12 protein-coding genes and 1 pseudogene are annotated in these 16,455 nt (G+C 51.6%); 5 read left to right on the top strand and 8 right to left on the bottom strand.

Annotation, left to right across the window (positions count from 1 at the left end):
* Nucleotides 1-254: 254 nt before the first annotated feature.
* The 5 genes from DW724_RS16360 to DW724_RS03750 form a co-directional block, all read right to left on the bottom strand.
* Nucleotides 255-623, bottom strand: coding sequence for an IS3 family transposase (locus DW724_RS16360; RefSeq protein ID WP_118760723.1), 369 nt, complete (start codon nt 621-623; stop codon nt 255-257).
* Between the two features lie 18 nt (nt 624-641).
* Nucleotides 642-983 (bottom strand): DDE-type integrase/transposase/recombinase, encoded by a 342-nt coding sequence (locus tag DW724_RS03735; protein WP_118760724.1) that lies wholly within the window; start codon nt 981-983, stop codon nt 642-644.
* A gap of 389 nt (nt 984-1,372) precedes the next feature.
* Complete coding sequence (locus DW724_RS03740; protein WP_118760725.1) at nt 1,373-2,782, bottom strand: ATP-binding cassette domain-containing protein; 1,410 nt, start codon at nt 2,780-2,782, stop codon at nt 1,373-1,375.
* 3 nt (nt 2,783-2,785) lie between these two features.
* Nucleotides 2,786-3,790, bottom strand: a complete 1,005-nt coding sequence (locus tag DW724_RS03745) for a sensor histidine kinase (protein ID WP_118760726.1) — start codon at nt 3,788-3,790, stop codon at nt 2,786-2,788.
* A 13-nt stretch (nt 3,791-3,803) separates the two neighbouring features.
* Nucleotides 3,804-5,417 carry a response regulator gene (locus DW724_RS03750; RefSeq protein ID WP_158580206.1) on the bottom strand — a complete coding sequence of 538 codons (1,614 nt, stop codon included), beginning with the start codon at nt 5,415-5,417 and terminating at the stop codon, nt 3,804-3,806.
* Between the two features lie 223 nt (nt 5,418-5,640).
* On the opposite strand from DW724_RS03750, the gene DW724_RS03755 reads away from it, so the two are divergent.
* From DW724_RS03755 to DW724_RS03775, 5 genes are all read left to right on the top strand, one after another.
* Entirely contained in the window at nt 5,641-6,798 is a 1,158-nt protein-coding gene (locus tag DW724_RS03755; RefSeq protein ID WP_118760728.1) for an MBL fold metallo-hydrolase, read from the top strand.
* A 217-nt stretch (nt 6,799-7,015) separates the two neighbouring features.
* A complete protein-coding gene (locus tag DW724_RS03760; RefSeq protein ID WP_158580207.1) occupies nt 7,016-8,761 on the top strand; it encodes a PHB depolymerase family esterase in 1,746 nt (581 codons plus the stop codon).
* A gap of 52 nt (nt 8,762-8,813) precedes the next feature.
* Nucleotides 8,814-10,289 (top strand): sugar ABC transporter ATP-binding protein, encoded by a 1,476-nt coding sequence (locus DW724_RS03765; RefSeq protein ID WP_116705233.1) that lies wholly within the window; start codon nt 8,814-8,816, stop codon nt 10,287-10,289.
* The gene (locus DW724_RS03770; protein WP_118760730.1) at nt 10,286-11,272 is read left to right on the top strand and encodes an ABC transporter permease; all 987 of its coding nucleotides are present in this window, start codon (nt 10,286-10,288) and stop codon (nt 11,270-11,272) included. Before DW724_RS03765 ends, DW724_RS03770 begins: the two co-directional genes overlap by 4 nt.
* Nucleotides 11,273-11,335: 63 nt before the next feature.
* The gene (locus tag DW724_RS03775) at nt 11,336-12,373 is read left to right on the top strand and encodes a sugar ABC transporter substrate-binding protein (RefSeq protein WP_118760731.1); all 1,038 of its coding nucleotides are present in this window, start codon (nt 11,336-11,338) and stop codon (nt 12,371-12,373) included.
* A gap of 200 nt (nt 12,374-12,573) precedes the next feature.
* Here DW724_RS03775 and DW724_RS03780 read toward each other — a convergent pair.
* The 3 genes and pseudogenes from DW724_RS03780 to DW724_RS03790 all read right to left on the bottom strand — a co-directional run.
* Nucleotides 12,574-12,822: pseudogene (locus DW724_RS03780) on the bottom strand (IS3 family transposase); the annotation flags it as partial.
* Nucleotides 12,823-12,982: 160 nt separating this feature from the next.
* Nucleotides 12,983-15,799 (bottom strand): preprotein translocase subunit SecA, encoded by a 2,817-nt coding sequence (gene secA, locus DW724_RS03785; RefSeq protein WP_118760732.1) that lies wholly within the window; start codon nt 15,797-15,799, stop codon nt 12,983-12,985.
* A gap of 120 nt (nt 15,800-15,919) precedes the next feature.
* On the bottom strand, nt 15,920-16,330 hold the full coding sequence (locus tag DW724_RS03790) for a hypothetical protein (protein WP_147358634.1): 411 nt from the start codon (nt 16,328-16,330) through the stop codon (nt 15,920-15,922).
* Nucleotides 16,331-16,455: the final 125 nt, after the last annotated feature.

Below are 16,455 nucleotides of genomic sequence, written 5' to 3' on the forward strand. Positions count from 1 at the left end.
ACAGCATGTACTTTAATTTGCGGAAAGAAGTTTCCCACTTGCTCCGGGAAAGAATCTGGGTCATCAGGATTCGTTGCGCATCGCAAATCAGATCTATCGACCGCCAGAGGTCGAAGTCCTCGATAGGTTGTATGTTTGTCAGTGCTTGCTGTAAATCTGTGAAAGAGATATTCGAACGCTTCTGGGATAATTTTAGCTCGCTGCTGAATGGATGCAGGAGACGTTGGAACAGACGGACTCAGTTCGAAAAATCCTTAATATCGTGTGTCAGCGTTCCGCTTCGAAATGTCAAGACAGCCGAAATGGTCTTTTTGAGTGATAGCTTTCGGTTTCTGGTGTAATCTTTCTGAGGGCTGCGGACAAAATCTTGGACTATGCCGATAGGCCGAGTTTTTGTCTATACTCCAGAGGGCTAAGCCCGCCCGGAGAAATCTTGATTTGTTTTTTTGATACCAAACCATATATTCTTCGACTATATGAATAAACTCCTCTATTGAAATGTTTAGCCATGAAATCCCATAAAACATCTCGTTCTTCATTCGCCCAAAGAAACCTTCACAGGCTGAATTATCAGGCGAGCCCCCTTTCTTGAACATGGATCGATGCAAATACGCTGCATCCATACGGCTGCTCCAGCCCGGTCAGCGATAGTGACATCCACGATCCGTATGGACAATCGGATGCTCTCCGACCTTTAGAAGATAAATCGCTTTGTCTAGCATTCCATTTGTCAACTCTGCGCTCGGACTGGTGCCAATGCGCCAGCAAACAGACATACCATCAAGGCAATCGATGATTGGAGAAAGATAAACCTTACCGGCAGGGATTGCAAATTCAGTAATATCAGTCAGCCACTTTTCATTGGGACGATTTACGTGAAAATCCCGCTTTAGAAGATTGGGGACAGCTGGCGTAATTTCTCCCCGATAGGAACTGTAGCGTGTCTTCTTTCTGTTCGCTCCCTGCACCCCTACTTGCTTCATAAGGCGGCGAATTACCTTTTCGGATAGCCGTCAGTCCTCTTTTTTCAGCGCAGCATGAATGCACCGGTATCCATAACAGCAATGATTCGATTCAAAAATATCCTTGATTTTCTCTTTGACATGGCAGTATTTATCCTGCTTCTTTGCGCGCTTTTGCTTGTAATAATAGCTGCTGCACGGGCAGTTTAATGCGGATAGAAGTTCCGGCAGCGAATATTTATTTTTCTTCTCCTGGTTCCGGAGAGCTGCCCCGAGCTTATTTGTAAAGCGTTTTCTTCAAATATTTACCCCAAAGATGCCAGCACACTGAATTCTTTCAATGTGCTGGCATTTTCACATTAACTTAGTTACATTGCTGAAAAACGGTCAGTTTTTTTATCAAGCATGCTTTATTCACAAACCGTAACACTTTCACAGTTATCCTGCAGCACTGAGCGGTCATTGGAGCTCCACAGCACGGCGGTTCCTCGTGCGCGAAGTACCGCAATACAGTGCAGCAATTCCGCTTTAATCTGCTCATCAATGGTATAAAAGGGATAGTCCAATACCAGCAGACCAACCGGTGCAAACATGACACGCAGCAGCACAAGCTGATCCCGCATACGACTGGACAGGTGACGCGGATATACGTCCAACCCTTCCGGATCAAAGCCCATCTCCGCTGCAAAATCACGTAGCGCCAACCGCAGCATTCGACGATTGATCACATCACCGCGTTCACGAAAACGATTCATCGACCGGAATACGATATTCTCTGCCGCTGTCAGATTCTCAAATACGCCCTTCTCCCAAAAGCGCGGTCCTATACAGCAAATCTCATTTGCATGCCGCTGCCGCCAATCAGCTAAATGGTACATCCGGCCGTCCTGCATTGCAATACCTTCCGTCTGCCCCTGCCCGGAAAACATACGGTATATGATACCCCTGCCATTTAAACCGCCACACAGCACTCCTGCGGCTCGTCCGGTGTATAAATCCACAGAAAACGGCGCTATATCATTATCTATCAGACAGATTTCCTGCAGCGAGAGATACAGCCGCGGCACGGTCCTTTCCTTCGGAGACACCCCCGTTGATGAAATACGCAGGCGCTGATGAATACCATAAGCCGTCATATCCTTCCGCAGACGTTCCCAACATATCATGCCGCCGCGCATCACCGCGATACGATTCGCATATTGCAGCACCTTAGATACACTGGAATTAAATACAATGACCGATACGCCTTCATCCCTCAGCTGATGTAGGAAGGCGGCAAAACGTATCAGTTCGTCCCTGTCAAGACCCTCACCGGCCTCTCGGCAGATCAACACCTTTGCGCCGCACAACAGTGCACGGCAGATCGAGATTTCCAGCCGCTGCTCGTTTGTCAGACTGCTGCCGCGGGCGTGCGGCTCACAGCCGATGCCATAGTGTTCAAACACTTGTTTGGACAGTTCATCTATATTCTTTCGGTGCAAAAATAGATTTTTCCACGAAAATCCGCGCAATACTACCAGATTTTCCGCCGCTGTCATACCATTCACTACGGAAGCTTGATGGGTAATCTCGTAAATTCCCAGCTTGCGGGCTTCGTTCTCCGAACGGTAGCTGACCGGAACGCCATCCAGATAGATTGTGCCCGAAGCCGGGCATAACTTGCCGCACAGTACATCCGCCAGCACAGAGGCGCCGCTTTCGCTGATACCCGTAACACCCAGTATTTCACCCGCTCGAAGGGACAGGGAAACATACTCCAGATTCTGTCCAGACGGCTGTGCGGTAACAATCTGCTCCAGATAAAGAATCTCCTGTTTCATGGTTTAATTTCCCCTCATCTGCGGCAGTGTTACGATAACTGTTGTACCGATATCCTGCGTGCTGGCCACATCCACACCGTACTGCATGCCAAAATAAAACTGGATACGGCGGTTGACATTTCGCAGCGCAATACCTGTTGACCGAGAACTGTCTGCTCTGCGTTCAATCGGGCCGCTGCGTTCCCGCAAACTTTTGCGCACACGACGTAGCTCATCTTCCGCAATACCGACACCGTTATCCTCTACTGAAATTTGCAGACGACTTCCTACACTTTCCACACGCATGGTGATCTTACCGCCATCTACCCGGCGGTTAATACCATGTGACAGCGCATTTTCCACCAGCGGCTGCAGTGTCATAACGGGCAGACTGCTGTCCATTACGTCTTCATTCTCGATATGCTCCTCATAGGTGAAGCGATCGCCATAGCGATACCGCTGAATGAGCAAATAGTGATGTACATTGTCCAATTCCTGTGCCAGCGTAGCCAGTTCGCCCGGGCTGTTAATGCAGTAGCGGAACAGCATGCCAAGTGCTTCGGCCATCTCCGCTACATCCTCGCTGCCTCGCCGCATAGCGCGGCTGCGGATGATTTCCAGTGTGTTATACAGGAAATGCGGATTGATTTGGTTTTGCAGCGCGTGCAACTCGGCTTCGGTCTTCAGCGCTCGTGAAATAGATACCTCATGCAGTTTGTCAAACACCTGCTCAAGCATTTCCTGATCATCCATGTGTAGCAGACGGTCTTTTTCCTCCGGTTCAAAATAATCCGGATCGCCGTCTGTCAGCATATTTTCCAACGCACGTCGTCTGCCAATATTACACCGCAGTTCCGCTGTATAGCTGATGGTCATCGCCAGCAGAGCTGTCGTGATACCGCATATTGGTATAATGCCACGTCTGCCGAGCGTGCACAGCATTCCTGTCATGACACCCAGCAACAGCACAAAACCGCCCGCAAATAGCCATACACTTCGTTGATTGCGAATCTCTTTCCAATGTTTCATGGTGCTTCCAGCCTCACGAATAGAATTTACGGTACTCAGACGGAGTAACCGTAGTTTCCTTTACAAAAATCTTGTTGAAAAACTTGATATCGCGGTAGCCTACTTTCTCAGCAATATCTGCAATGCGCATTTTTGAGGTCTTCAGTAGCTTCTTCGCCTGTTCAATGCGGATATGCTGCAAATACTCGACAAATCCAACACCGGTCTCGGTCTTGAACAGCGTGCTGAAATACGATGTGCTCAGGCACACATGCTTTGCTACCTGCGCCAGAGAGATGCTCTCTGCATAATGCTGTGTCACAAAGTTTTTTGCCTGTCGAATCACATTATTCTCCCGATTTTGCACAAACTGACGGCAGTTCTCAAGCATCTGCGCTGTCAGCTCCACAAAACGTGTTGCAAGTTCTTCGCAGGAATAACCGCTGCACAGTACGTCAAACGGCTCCAGCAGCCGAGGTGCCCGGGCCTGCTCATCACGAGGCAGCTGTTCTGCCGCATTATTGAGGCAGGACAGCATCTGCTCCAGCAGAAAATAGCGGCTGCCTGGTACGATATTCTCGCTTTCCCACTTGCTCCATACCCGACGAATGAGGGCAGCGGCGCTGTCCGTATTCATGTGCTCCACCGCATCACTCAGCAAGTTTTCCCACTCGCCGGTATAAAACATGACGATTTCCCGCAATGCAGCATCGGTCTGTTCATTGAACACCAGTACCGAGCTTTGCCGCTTTTCTAGACGCCACTTGAGCGCTGTTTTCGCCTGCTCTACCGCAGTCGGAATATTTTCAGTATCGCCGTCCAACAGCTTACTTGCTGCACCGGTCAAATGGATCAGATGATTGACGCTGTTCAGGCTGCGAATCTCCTGTCTAATAGCACGGAGCAGCGTCTCGCTTTCGGATTCAGCCTGCTCTGCGGAATAGGACAGCAGGCATACGGCATCAAGATGATCAGAAAACGCCGATAGCAGAGTGCTGTGCTCCTGTGCAAGCGCTCGAATGTGCTCGAGCGTATCGCTCACCTGATTGACCAGTGAACCGGCCTCATCGGACGATGCAGTAAAATTGCTGTCAATGCAGAAGGTCACACACTGCAGTTTTGCGTTATCCAGCACAAACAACTCACCGCCATGCCGTTGGGAACGTGTCGGCGTATGTCCGGTCTCCCATACAGTACGCACGTATTGCTCCCGCAGGATGTCCATACTCTCCTGCAGTTCATTCTGTACACGGGCTGCCTCCTGCCGCTGCTCGGCCCGATCGCCCAGTTCATGATCCAGCTTTTCGAGCGCTCGGTTCAGTTCGGCTTTTTTGAGCGGCTTGAGCAGGTAATCCCATACGCCGAAACGCAGTGCTGTCTGCGCGTACTGGAACTCGGTATAGCCGCTCATCACAATGAAGTTTACGGCCGGAAATTCCTGTTTGGCGCGTTCGATCAGTTCCAGTCCGGTCATGCCCGGCATACAAATATCCGTAATGACAACATCCGGATTGAGTTCTCTTATCTTTTTCAACAGGTCTATGCCATTGCACGCTTCACCGACTATCTTTGCACCGGGATAGGTGATCAGCGCACGGCATAACTCAACAATATCAAATTCATCATCCGCAATGATAATTCTCAACACGGCTATTCCCCATCCTCTCTTTGCTCGGGTGTTCTCTTCTTCTAATAATAAAGTACCATAAAACTTCTTATGATTCAAATTTTTACGGCAGGTTCAAAAGATACCCCCTGTGAATCTAAAAAACGACCTGTTCTGTCTGCCTGCCAGTCTGCTATACTGGTTACAGTGAGAGAATCGGCACCGATATTTTCTCTCCTACAACACGGCAAAGGAGTTTTGCGTTATGGGAAAAACCGCTATCCCGTCCGTTTTTCCGGCGGAAGGTACTTACGAACTGTCCACACTTCATGTTAATCTTTCCTGCGCGGCACCGCATGCCGTAATTCGCTACACAACAGACGGCACCGAGCCGACATCGAACAGTCTGGTCTATCACCGAGAAGCAGGTCTGATTCCGGTCAAACATACCGACGGAGTGGAATCCGTCACCATCCGCGCTTTTGCGCAGGCAGATGGTCTGCAGCCGAGCGATACTGTTGCGTTCACCTACCGTTTTGCCTGCCGCCCCAAAGGCGTATTCCGCCATTCTCTGCTGCGCGAACCGTCGGATACGGTTGCCGGTCTCATCCGTATTGAGGATTTCGATCTCGACCGCATGTATCTCATCATAGGTCAAAAACGCGCTGCACTGATTGACGCCGGCTGGGACTATGACGGTGATCTTCCGGCGCTATGTCACGCACTTACCGGCGGTCTTCCTGTCGATCTGCTCATCGCACATGGTCATCCCGACCATGTTGCTCAAGCTGGAAAATTTATTGAATATGGATGTAAGGTCTATGCTCCCTATGCTGACAAATCTATGAAGCAATTGGACTGCGGATTGGACTTTACCCATATTGAGGATTTGAAAGGCGGCATGCGCTTTGATCTCGGCGGCACCGTACTGCAAATCTATGCTACGCCCGGACATACCCCCGGCAGCGTTGTTGTTTTAGATGAAAACACAGGTGATCTGTTTGCATCCGATTCGTTTGGCAGCAACCGCCGTGAAATTCCGGATAGTGCATGGCTCCAACTGAGCGGATACTCACTGGAAAGCTGTCTGCGCTCTCTGGAGGCTTTTCTTGATGCCGCAGGCAATAAATGCAAACGCATTTTCACTGGCCACAACGCAGAAATGATGGACGCCCAACAATATTTGTCCACCTTGCGCAAGGCTATGCATAACGCTGTGGATAACGGTGCAGCCTGTCTTTCTCCCTCTCTGCGCAGCGCAGCCGAGTCATTCGGCTCCGGCTCTATTGCCGTAGAGGGTGACTGGCGGCATGACCCGATTTGGGCCGCAGCTAATCTGCAATTCCTGTACGATGTCGACACACAACAGGATCCGCCGCGTTATGCACCCGGTTTTGATCCAAAGATCAAAACCATACTTTGAAATCATTCTCCGCATCTTTCGACTCATCTCTCTTCTCTGCCGCCGATCGGTCCTCCGGTCGGCGGTTCTTCTTTGTGCGAACAAATATGGGGTGATTTTTACGTCTCTCCGCCAACTCCGAAAAAACACCCCCATAAATCAAAAAATACCCGCATTGGAAAATTGGTAAGAAACCGGTATGCTTATATCATCAAAAAGAAATACGGGAGGGAAGACGATGAAACGTGAATATTGTCTGGATATCGACGGCAACGTATATACCCTTGGTGATCTGAATATGTTTCTTGACAATAAGGAGCCAATTTCCTATCCGGCAGTTGACTCACAGAATCCGACTAAGCCCTTCTTTACCGGAAGCATCCGGCAAGAAGTCGAGATAGATGGCATAGCACGTTCGTTCCTTCTGTATATTCCTCAGCATTATCCAATTTCGGGCGCAGGCATCTTCCTGTATCCGGATGACGACGTATCTGCCGAAGACTATCTGGAAAACAGCGGCTGGAAGCCGGTTGCCGAGCAGACCAATGCCGCATTGATCGTACTTGAATCCCGTTCAGGTGGCTGGGATAAAAAAGATGTTCAAAGCGAAATCAGTTATAGCGAAGCGGTTTTCAAAAAATCCATTGCCCGCGTGTATTTCAGCATGAACGAAGCCACTTACTACTGCATGGGTTTCGGAAACGGCGCTTACGTTGCAGCAGCATACGCCATGCTCAACTCGGCATTGATTGCAGCTGTCGCTCTGGATGGAGACTACGACCTGCATCCAGATTTAATGGCACAGCTCCGCAGCATTCGCTCTGACCGAGACGCAAACAAGTCCAAACTGGATGTGGCGATGCCGGCCTGGCTGATTGGAAAAGCTACTCCTCTGTTGGACAGCCTGAAACGTGCAGCCGATGTCAGCGACGAACAGCTTTACAATGATGCTGCATACATCTATCGTCAAAATCTCAAGCAGTATTTCGACCAGCCGAACGGTCTGCCGATGGTGGAAATCTGGCACACCGAACTTGGTCGATGGAATCCCGAAGCAGATGAAAAATACCGTCGCATGGCAGAATTTGTGCTTCGATTTAAACGGTGGTTGAGCACCGGCAACGGCGATTTCCGACCCGCTCGGACATGGCAGGACATGAGACTTCACCGCTTCACCGCCGAGATAGACAACAGACAGCGCGAATGGTTCGTATACGAGCCTACGGCACTCCGTGCCGGCAAGCTGCTGCCGTTGGTACTGGCCATTCATGGATACAGCTGCACCGGCGAACTGTTTGCAGAAAACAGCAGTTGGCACGAGTTAGCCGAACGGCGTGGGTTTCTTCTGGTTTATGTTTCCGCTTTTCCCGATAACGGCATCAGTGGTGGACACACCGTGCCGCTTCCTTCGTGGAATGCGCTGAATATCCACGCGCAAACCGATGATGTGAAATATATTGACTATGTACTGAGCAGTGTTAAAAACTCCTATCCGGTTGACTCTGAACGTGTTTACGTTTCCGGTCACTCCAATGGCTCTCTGCTGACGCAGCGACTGATGGAGGAACGACCGCTTGCATTTGCAGCCTTCGGACCACAGGGCGCACCCTATCATATGGGATTGGACGGTACTGCTGTTGATCGTACTATCCACAAGGATGGCATCATCCGTCCGGTATGGCTGATGATGGGTGCCGAGGATATCGGCGATCAGGACAAGTTGGACTGCGGCTCGATCAACGACCGTTTTCTCGATATGATGTGTGAGCTGAACGATCTCGATCGCACAGGTGGCATTGACCGTGAAAACGGCAAGTATCATACCCGCACCTTTGTGAACGCAGAACGCGTTCCGCTGGTAAAGTTCACCGGCATCACAGACACGCCGCATACCTATACTCCGGAATTTGCCCAGCTTTACTGGGATACGTTTTTCTGCCACTTCCGCCGAAAATCCGACGGAACGATCATTTATACAGACTAAGCGCTTTTAGAGGAAAAAGATTGGAGGGATTCCTATTAGCACGATACTGGAAATGCGGGACATCACGAAATCGTTCCCGGGTGTGAAAGCCCTCGACGGCGTGAACCTGAAAGTGGAAAAGGGTACTGTCCACGCACTAATGGGAGAAAACGGCGCAGGCAAATCTACACTGATGAAAATCCTGTTCGGTCAACAGCCTCCTGACAGCGGTACGATCCTGTTTAACGGACAGGAAGTCCACTTCAAATCAGTAAAGGAAGCGGTAAACGCGGGCATCTCGATGATCTATCAGGAACTCAGCCCGATCAAGGAACTTTCCATTGCGGAAAACGTATTCGTCGGCCGCTATCCGAAAACCAGAGCGGGTGCGATCGACTGGAAAACCATGTACGACTCTTGCCAGAAGATCTTTGACCGCTGGGGACTCAATTACAATCCTCGCACCAAGATCAAGATGCTCAAAACTGCAGATATTCAGATGATCGAAATCATCAAGGCTATCTCGTTTAACGCACAGCTTGTTATCATGGACGAACCTACTTCCTCAATCTCGCAGAACGAGATTGAGATGCTGTACGACTTCATCCGTGCTCTCAAGCGTGAAAACATCACCATTATTATCATCACGCACAAGCTGGATGAGGTATACACCATCGCAGATGAAGTTACCGTCCTCCGTGATGGTCAGTATATCGGCGCCAAGCCGATTGGTGAACTCAGCCGTCCCGAACTGATCAAGATGATGGTAGGCCGCGAAATGACCAACCTGTTCCCGCCCAAGGACATCGGCTACGGCGATGTTCTGCTGGAGGTCAAAAACCTCAATAACGGTGCCAAGGTAAAGGACATCTCCTTCCAGCTGCACAAGGGCGAAATCCTCGGCTTCGCTGGTATCGTTGGCGCCGGCCGTACCGAGACCATGCGTTCGATTTTCGGACTTGATCCATGTGAGTCCGGCGAGATATACTTAGAAGGTCAGCAAATCAAAATCCGCTGTGTACGCGATGCCATTAAGCACGATATTGTAATGGCGACCGAAAGCCGTAAGGACGACGGTCTGGTGCTCTGCCGCTCGGTAGAGGAGAACATCATGCTGCCGTCGCTGTACCGTCGTTCCAAGGGCGGTATCCTGGATGTAAAGAAAGAGCACGAAATCGCAGATTCTGCTTCCAAGCGTCTGTCGGTTAAGACCAGTTCGCTGTCCACGATGGCTAACTTCCTGTCCGGCGGCAATCAGCAGAAGCTGATCCTGTGCAAGTGGCTGCTGATGGATCCCAAAGTTCTCATCCTCGATGAACCGACCCGAGGTATCGATATCGGTGCAAAATGGGAGATTTACAACATCATTATTGATCTGGCAAAGCAAGGGGTAGGCGTAATTCTTGTTTCGTCCGAAATGGAGGAAGTCATCAACCTGTCCGACCGCGTGATGGTCATGTGTGAGGGACAGATCAACGGCTGCCTGCATAAAGAAGACGGCATTACGCAGGAAAAGATCATGACTCTGGCATCGGAGGTTCAAAAATGAAAAAAGGAAAAGAGAGTATCTTCAAAGGCGCATCTATTGCGGAACTATACAGTAAATTCGGTGTTGTGCTGATTCTGATCCTCAGCTTGATCGTAGGCACCATTCTTTCGCCGGAGTTCCTCACCGGCTCCAACCTGATGAGTGTGGCGCGAAATGTCGGCGTATACGCGATCATCGCACTGGGCATGACCCGTCTGCTGATCGGCGGCGGCGTTGACCTTTCCGCCGGTTCCAACGTAGCATTCTGCAGCGTTATCGTTGCGGTTATTTACGCACAGACCAACAGTACACTGATGGCCGTTGTTTCCGCTATCCTTTGCGGCATGATCATCGGCGCAATCAATGGCTACTTCGCAAGCTACATCGGTCTTATGCCCTTCATCGTAACGCTCGCGACGCAGATGACCGTCCGCGGTCTGGCTTATCTGGTGGCAGGCGGCGCACCGGTCTACGGTGTCAGCGATTCGGTCGTATTTCTCGGTCAGGGCAATGTCGGCGGCTTCCCCATGCTGCTGATCGTTGTACTGGTTGCAACCGCAATCATGCTGTTCGTTATGACCCGCACTTCGCACGGCCGCTATCTGTACGCCATCGGCGGTAACCCGGAAGCGGCAAGTGCATCCGGTATCAACGTAAAGCGTCAAGTGTTTGTTAACTACATTATCATGGGTCTGATGTGTGCCTTTGCCGGTATTCTGTATGCAGGCCGTACCAACAGTGGTCTGCCGGCAGGCGGCGTGAACTTCGAGTTTGAAGCCATCATCGGCAGCGTACTCGGCGGCACCAGCATGGCAGGCGGTATCGGCAATGTGGCAATGTCCATCGTCGGTATCTATGTTGTAGGTATCATCAACAATGTAATGAACCTGTGCAGCGTTAACGCATTCTGGCAGCAGGTTGTAAAGGGTATTGTTATTCTGGTTGCGGTACTGCTTGACGTATTTACCCGCAATGCGATTATGAAATCCACGAAGAAGCGCTAAGCCGCAACGCTGGATTTTGTGATAGGAAAAGAACAAAGGAGAAAGAGACTGGAGGAAAAACGAATGAAAAAGAGATTACTGGCGACTTTACTGGCAGCAAGTGTAGCAGTGACCATGGCAGCATGCGGGCGAGGCGGCTCCTCCTCCGGCGGCGGTGACAGCGCGGACGGCGGCGAGAAGCTCAACAAGCTGGGTTATATCTCCGCTGCATGGAGTGACGATTACTGCAAACGCTTGAATGACGCAATCGTTGAGCACGGTCCGGAATATGGCTTTGAGGTTGAAGCACTGAATGCCAGCCCGAATGGTATGATGGATGTTACCGGTTATATTGAAGCCACTGAAGCACTGGCGCAGAAGAATATCGATGCGATTCTCTGTCAGCCGCTGTTTTCCGTGCCGGATATGCTGATGCAGTTCCAGCAGAAGGATGTTAAGGTTGGCTTTGTCAACATCGTACCGCAGCTTTCAGACTCCAGTAAGGATCTTGATTTCTGCTACGCAGGCAGCTCGGAGGAAGCAATCGGTGCTCAGCTGGCAGAATCCATGTCTCCCGGCTTGAAGGATGACGCGAAAATCTGTGTTATCTGTCTGCCGTATGGTCAGGATAACGCCGCAGGCCGTCTGAAAGGCTTGCAGGATTGGTTCGCAGCCAATCGCCCGGATGTTGAGATTCTGGAAGTAAACTATGTAGAGCGCAACGAAGCAACCCTTGCACAGAGCATTTTCGAGGACTGGATTCAGAAGTACGGTGTTGATGGCTTTGACGGCGTAGCAACCCAGAGCTCCATGCAGACGCAGGGCATCGTAGAAAGCATGAAGGCTCTCGGCCTGAACAACACCAACTTTATCCTTGGCGGTATCTCTGCCTCCAGCAGCGACTGGATCAAGGAAGGCACCGAATACTGCGATCTGTATCAGGACCCGGATCTGGAAGCAACCACTGCACTTGATATGATGCGCCATATGGTAGATGGTACCACCGATGAGCTGGAATTCATGGATAATGCACCGACCAAGAATTTTGTAAACGTTTCTATGACCACTCTGAACGCTGATAATATGGATGAATACACCTCGTCCGCACTGGCAGCAAAATAACCTCTCTTCTTCTTATTAAAAAACGACCCCCTACTAAAGACGCGGCGCAATATGCGCCGCGTCTCAGTTTGTCGAGAAACCCGGGTGCACATTAAGCTGCAACCGGGTTTCTAACGTATTCAGAATAGAAAAATGAAAAAGCAAGAGACGAAAATGAACTGCCCCAAAAAAGTTAGACAATCTTTCAAAGTAAAAATTATTCAAGCTGCCGAAAGGGCTTGTTGTCTGTGAACCGCAGGCAGCAAGCCCTTCGATTTTGCCTTGATTCTGCGGTTGTTGTAGTAGTCCGGATAGTCAATGAGTTCCTGCTTGAAGTGCTCCATGGACTGAAATTTTTGCAAATACAGCAGTTTGCTCTTGAGCAGCCCGAAAAAATTCTCAATCACAGCGTTGTCTAAACAGTTGCCCTTTCGGCTCATGCTCTGCCGGATGCTTTTCTCTCGGAGCATCCGTTTCTCATTGAGCATCGTTTCGACCACCAGTTTCTTGAATTCTGGTGTGTATCGTTTGTTCGGTACTCCTTTTGACATTAAAATCACCCCATCTATTAGATAGTATATCACACTGTCTAACAAATGGGGTGCTGTTCAAAATTGCGTCCTTTTTGTTTTATTTATACGGGTCGTCCGGCTTGAGGTAGCAGCATTTCTTATACTTCTTGCCGCTGCCGCACGGGCACGGATCATTCGGGCCCGGCTTCTTGCCGGCACGCTTGGGCTCTGCCTTGACAGAGCCGTCGGTTGCGCCTGCTGCGCCGGTCTCCTTGGCTACCTGCTCACGCTTGGGTTCCTCACGGGTGCGAACCTGTGCAAGGAAAATCATGCGGACGGTATCCTCACGGATGGAATCGATCATCGCGTCGAACATATCAAAGCCCTCGCGCTTGTACTCGACAACCGGATCGTACTGACCGTATGCACGCAGACCGATGCCGTTTCGCAGTTCGGTCATTGCGTCGATGTGGTCCATCCACTTGCTGTCTACGTTCTTGAGCAGTACAACGCGCTCCAGCTCACGCATGATAGGCGAGCCGAGGGCCTGCTCCTTGGCCTCGTAGACCTTGTGCGCCTGATCGGACAGAATGTTGGTCAGCTGGTCAGCGGTCAGGTCATCGCACTCCTCGGGCGTGAAGGTGCAGTCCTCCGGACGGAGGAATACGCCGATGAACGGACGGCGCGCCTGTTCAACCATTTCGGTCGAAATCAGGCTGTGTTCGCCGATGGCAGCATGCACCGCATGGGCGATGGTATCGTCGATCATTTTGACAATGTTGTCCTTAACGTCCTTGCCCTCGAGCACCTGCAGACGCTGTGCGTAGATGGTCTGACGCTGGGTGTTCAGCACATCGTCATACTCAAGGACGTGCTTACGAACGCCGAAGTTGCGGGATTCGATCTTCTTCTGAGCATTTTCGATCGCGCCGGACAGAATCTTCTGGTCGATCGGCTCGTCATCGGCAATGCCGAGGGTGTCCATCATATTCTGGATACGCTCGGAGCCGAACAGACGCATGAGGTCATCCTCCAGCGAAATGTAGAAGCTGGATTCGCCGGGGTCGCCCTGACGGCCGGCACGGCCGCGCAGCTGGTTGTCGATTCGGCGGGATTCATGACGCTCGGTGCCGAGGATATACAGACCGCCTGCCGCACGAACCTTTTCGGCTGCCGCGTCGGTCTCGGTCTTGAACTTTCTGTACAGCTCCTCAAACTTGGCACGGATAGCGAGAACCTCCTGGTTGTCGGTGTCGGCATGGCCGTTTGCCTCGTAGATCATGTGGTCGATGTAGTCGTGCGCAACGCGCTCGTCCATCTCGCCCTTCTGCACACGGTCCTCGACCTCGTGACGGAGATACTTCTTAATTTCATCCAGCGCCATGGTCTCGGCGTTGCCGCCGAGCATGATATCGGTACCGCGGCCTGCCATGTTGGTTGCAATGGTAACTGCGCCCGGCTTGCCGGCCTGTGCAACGATCTCTGCCTCGCGCTCGTGATACTTTGCGTTCAGGACGGTGTGCTTGATGCCCTTGGCCTTCAGGATCTTGCTCAGTTCCTCGGATTTTTCGATGGAAACCGTGCCGACCAGAATTGGCTGACCCTTTGCGTGGCACTGCTCAATGCGGGCAATGGTCGCCATGATCTTGCCGCGTTCGTTCTTGTAAACCGCATCCGGATTGTCCTTACGGGCGATCGGCTTGTTGGTCGGGATTTCGATAACGTCCAACTGATAGGTGTGGCGGAACTCCTCCTCCTCGGTCAGCGCGGTACCGGTCATGCCGGACAGCTTGCCGTACAGACGGAAGTAGTTCTGGAAGGTGATGGTTGCCAGCGTCTTGCTCTCGTGCTCGACCTTTACGCCTTCCTTGGCCTCGATCGCCTGATGCAGACCCTCGTTGTAGCGGCGGCCGAACATCAGACGGCCGGTAAACTCATCAACAATGATGACCTGACCGTCACGGACAACGTAATCTACATCGCGCTGCATAACGCCGCGTGCCTTGATGGCCTGATTGATGTGGTGCTGCAGCGTGGTATTCGCGGGGTCGGACAGGTTTTCTACCTTAAAGTAAGCCTCGGCGCGCTTCTGACCGTGCGGGGTCAGCGTCGCGGTCTTGGCCTTTTCATCGACGATGTAATCGGCATCGATGTCGTCCTGCTCCTCCTTGGCATCCACTTCCTTGACGCGCAGGCAGGAAAGCTGAGCGGCAAAGCGGTCAGCAATCTCGTACAGCTGAGAGGACTTCTCGCCCTGACCGGAAATGATCAGCGGCGTACGCGCCTCATCAATCAGGATGGAGTCAACCTCATCGACGATGGCGAACGCATGGTCACGCTGAACCATTGCATTTTTGTAGATCGCCATGTTGTCGCGCAGGTAGTCGAAACCGAACTCATTGTTCGTGCCGTAGGTGATATCAGCGGCGTACATCGCCTTGCGGGCCTGCGGCGGGACCTCGTGAATGACAAGGCCAACCTTGAGGCCGAGGAAGCGGTATACCTTGCCCATCCACTCACTGTCTCGCTTGGCGAGGTAGTCGTTGACGGTGACAATGTGTACACCCTTGCCGGTCAGTGCGTTCAGATAAGCGGGAAGGGTAGCCACAAGGGTCTTGCCTTCACCGGTCTTCATCTCTGCGATACGGCCCTGATGCAGCACGATACCGCCGATGACCTGTACACGGTAATGACGCATACCGAGTACGCGCCATGCGGCTTCACGGCAGGTGGCAAATGCCTCCGGCAAAAGCTGGTCGAGCGTTTCGCCGTTCTGGTAGCGCTGCTTGAATTCGTCTGTCTTGGCGCGCAGCTCGTCGTCGGTCAGCTTTTTGAACTGCTCTTCGAGTGCGTCCACTTTATCCGCAATGGGGTAGATCTTTTTCAGCTCGTGCGACGAGTGCGTGCCGAAAATCTTGGTCAAAAAATTAGCCATTACTTTTCTTCAGCCTTTCAAAAGGGCGCAATAGCCCCATTTGTTACATATACAATAATATTATAGCATAAAGTGGACAGGATATAAATAAATTTTTTGTGAATAAGCAAATTGCTGATATTATAAGGCTGTTAAAGCGGCGGCTGTGGCGGCAAACACGGCGGCGGACGGGTCGTTTTCCTGTTCGGACAGGGGATGCCACAGGCGGTCAACACGCGCCATGCCGCCGGAAAGCCGGGTGTAGACTACCACCTGCTCCATGCCGAGCCGCACACCGGTCAGCCGCAGGTGCATCATGCAGCGGTTTTCGCTAAGATAGATGGGCTGGGTGCGGTGCAGTGCAACGTAGCCGCGCACGTTGGCCCAGCGGTAGATTTCGCTTTCGGCGAGGTCGTGGATGCTGCCGTGCTCACCGAGATGGACGGCGGTGCTGCTCAGCACCAGACTGCGGTCCACCGAGGTGACTTCGTCGTGACCGGTCAGCGGCCGTTCGTCCGCACCAAGCGTGCACAGCGCGATATTGTTGCGCAACGGGTAAAATCGCAGCGGAAGCGCGTTTATTTTAGCCGCTGCGGTGAAAACTGCTGTCTGCGTAAAAACTCCTCCGTTGCGGCGTGATTTTGCACGGATTTATCCACAGACTTGTGGATAATTAG

Origin of the sequence: Butyricicoccus sp. AM27-36 (assembly GCF_003480945.1) — a bacterium.
In the GTDB taxonomy this organism is placed as follows: Bacteria; Bacillota; Clostridia; order Oscillospirales; family Butyricicoccaceae; genus Agathobaculum; species Agathobaculum butyriciproducens.

What these genes read in the sequence shown, in the direction of transcription:
- DW724_RS03770 (WP_118760730.1), top strand. Translation starts at nt 10,286, where the DNA reads ATGAAAAAAGGAAAAGAGAGTATCTTCAAAGGCGCATCTATTGCGGAA.
- DW724_RS03745 (WP_118760726.1), bottom strand. Translation starts at nt 3,790, where the DNA reads ATGAAACATTGGAAAGAGATTCGCAATCAACGAAGTGTATGGCTATTT.
- secA (WP_118760732.1), bottom strand. Translation starts at nt 15,799, where the DNA reads ATGGCTAATTTTTTGACCAAGATTTTCGGCACGCACTCGTCGCACGAG.
- DW724_RS03735 (WP_118760724.1), bottom strand. Translation starts at nt 983, where the DNA reads ATGAAGCAAGTAGGGGTGCAGGGAGCGAACAGAAAGAAGACACGCTAC.
- DW724_RS03755 (WP_118760728.1), top strand. Translation starts at nt 5,641, where the DNA reads ATGGGAAAAACCGCTATCCCGTCCGTTTTTCCGGCGGAAGGTACTTAC.
- DW724_RS03775 (WP_118760731.1), top strand. Translation starts at nt 11,336, where the DNA reads ATGAAAAAGAGATTACTGGCGACTTTACTGGCAGCAAGTGTAGCAGTG.
- DW724_RS03740 (WP_118760725.1), bottom strand. Translation starts at nt 2,782, where the DNA reads ATGAAACAGGAGATTCTTTATCTGGAGCAGATTGTTACCGCACAGCCG.
- DW724_RS03760 (WP_158580207.1), top strand. Translation starts at nt 7,016, where the DNA reads ATGAAACGTGAATATTGTCTGGATATCGACGGCAACGTATATACCCTT.
- DW724_RS16360 (WP_118760723.1), bottom strand. Translation starts at nt 623, where the DNA reads ATGGATGCAGCGTATTTGCATCGATCCATGTTCAAGAAAGGGGGCTCG.
- DW724_RS03765 (WP_116705233.1), top strand. Translation starts at nt 8,814, where the DNA reads ATGCGGGACATCACGAAATCGTTCCCGGGTGTGAAAGCCCTCGACGGC.